The sequence below is a fragment of the Sphingomonas adhaesiva genome (genome assembly GCF_002374855.1).
In the GTDB taxonomy this organism is placed as follows: Bacteria; Pseudomonadota; Alphaproteobacteria; order Sphingomonadales; family Sphingomonadaceae; genus Sphingomonas; species Sphingomonas adhaesiva.
Window position 1 is genome coordinate 2,501 of sequence record NZ_NWVC01000026.1, and the last position, 2,433, is coordinate 4,933.

Sequence of the window (2,433 nt, forward strand, 5' to 3'; positions counted from 1 at the left end):
GGCTGAGATTAATCACCCGCACCAATTGACCGCAGCGGCGCTATGCCGAGTGGTTGGTGGAGCTGCCTTTGGGCAACTCGGCCGATCCAGCGTTGTTGTTGGTGGTGTGGGCTCTCAAGCGTGAGGTAAGGGCAATTCGTGGATGCCTTGGCGCATACAGGCGATGAAGGACGTGGCACGCTGCGATAAGCTGCGGTGAGGTGTGAGCAACCTTTGACCCGCAGATTTCCGAATGGGGAAACCCACTCATCCTGATTATCTAGCCTATTGGGCTAGGTAATTGGGACTATGAGTATCTCGATACTGAATACATAGGTTTCGAGAAGCGAACCCGGGGAACTGAAACATCTCAGTACCTGGAGGAAAAGACATCAACCGAGATTCCGTTAGTAGTGGCGAGCGAACGCGGACCAGGCCAGTGCCATCTATTCAACTAGCAGAACGATCTGGAAAGTTCGGCCGTAGCGGGTGACAGCCCCGTATGCGAAAGTGATGTGGATGGACTCGAGTAGGGCGGGACACGTGTAATCCTGTCTGAACATGGGGGGACCACCCTCCAAGCCTAAATACTCGTATGCGACCGATAGCGAACTAGTACCGTGAGGGAAAGGTGAAAAGCACCCCGATGAGGGGAGTGAAACAGTACCTGAAACGGATTGCCTACAAGCAGTAGGAGGGGTCTTGTGCCCTGACTGCGTACCTCTTGCATAATGGGTCTGTGACTTAATGTACCAAGCAAGCTTAAGCCGATAGGTGTAGGCGCAGCGAAAGCGAGTCTGAATAGGGCGACCATAGTTTGGTGTATTAGACCCGAAACCCGGCGATCTAGGCATGACCAGGATGAAGGTGTGGTAACACACACTGGAGGTCCGAACCGATTAACGTTGAAAAGTTACCGGATGAGTTGTGTTTAGGGGTGAAAGGCCAATCAAGCCGGGAAATAGCTGGTTCTCCGCGAAAACTATTGAGGTAGTGCCTCAGACGAACACCGCAGGGGGTAGAGCACTGGATGGGCTAGGGGGTCGCGAGATCTACCAAACCTAACCAAACTCCGAATACCTGCGAGTGCTATCTGGGAGACAGACGGCGGGTGCTAAGGTCCGTCGTCAAAAGGGAAACAGCCCTGACCTACAGCTAAGGTCCCCAAGTCACGTCTAAGTGGGAAAGCATGTGGGAATCCCAAAACAACCAGGAGGTTGGCTTAGAAGCAGCCATCCTTTAAAGAAAGCGTAACAGCTCACTGGTCTAAACAAGGGTTCCTGCGGCGAAGATGTAACGGGGCTCAAGACGTGCACCGAAGCTTAGGGTGTGGATTTATCCACGCGGTAGCGGAGCGTTCCGTAAGCCTGCGAAGCGATCTGGTAATGGGTCGTGGAGGTATCGGAAGTGCGAATGCAGACATGAGTAGCGATAAAGAGGGTGAGATGCCCTCTCGCCGAAAGACCAAGGGTTCCTGCGCAAGGCTAATCCGCGCAGGGTGAGCCGGCCCCTAAGACGAGCCCGAAGGGGGTAGTCGATGGGAATGCGGTTAATATTCCGCAGCCTGGTGGTGTGTGACGGATGGCGTGTGTTGTCGGCTCTTAACGGATTGAGCCGGCTTCGAAGCTGTCCCGGGAAATAGCCCCACCGTATAGACCGTACCCGAAACCGACACAGGTGGTCAGGTAGAGTATACCAAGGCGCTTGAGAGAAGTGTCCTGAAGGAACTCGGCAAATTGCCTCCGTACCTTCGGAAGAAGGAGGCCCCATGTAAGCGCAAGCTCTCATGGGGGGCACAGGCCAGGGGGTAGCGACTGTTTAGCAAAAACACAGGGCTCTGCTAAGTCGGCTTCAAGACGACGTATAGGGTCTGACGCCTGCCCGGTGCCGGAAGGTTAAGTGGAGGGGTGCAAGCTCCGAAATGAAGCCCCGGTAAACGGCGGCCGTAACTATAACGGTCCTAAGGTAGCGAAATTCCTTGTCGGGTAAGTTCCGACCTGCACGAATGGCGTAACGACTTCCCCACTGTCTCCAGGACATGCTCAGCGAAATTGAATTCTCCGTGAAGATGCGGAGTACCCGCGGTTAGACGGAAAGACCCCGTGCACCTTTACTGCAGCTTCAGAGTGGCAGTGGACAAGAACTGTGTAGCATAGGTGGGAGGCTATGAAGCATCGGCGCCAGCTGATGGGGAGCCATAGGTGAAATACCACCCTGTTGTTGTCTACTGTCTAACCTCGTTCCGTGAAGCCGGAACAGGGACCCTCTGTGGCGGGTAGTTTGACTGGGGCGGTCGCCTCCTAAAGAGTAACGGAGGCGCGCGAAGGTTGGCTCAGGACGGTTGGAAACCGTCTGTTAGAGTGCAATGGCATAAGCCAGCCTGACTGCGAGACTGACAAGTCGAGCAGAGACGAAAGTCGGTCATAGTGATCCGGTGGTCCCTCGTGGAAGGGC

The 2,433-nt window shown here is 54.8% G+C and carries 1 rRNA gene; it reads left to right on the top strand.

Annotated features, from left to right (window positions below):
• Positions 1 to 115 precede the first annotated feature (115 nt).
• Positions 116 to 2,433, top strand: a 23S ribosomal RNA gene (locus COA07_RS17505); the annotation flags it as partial.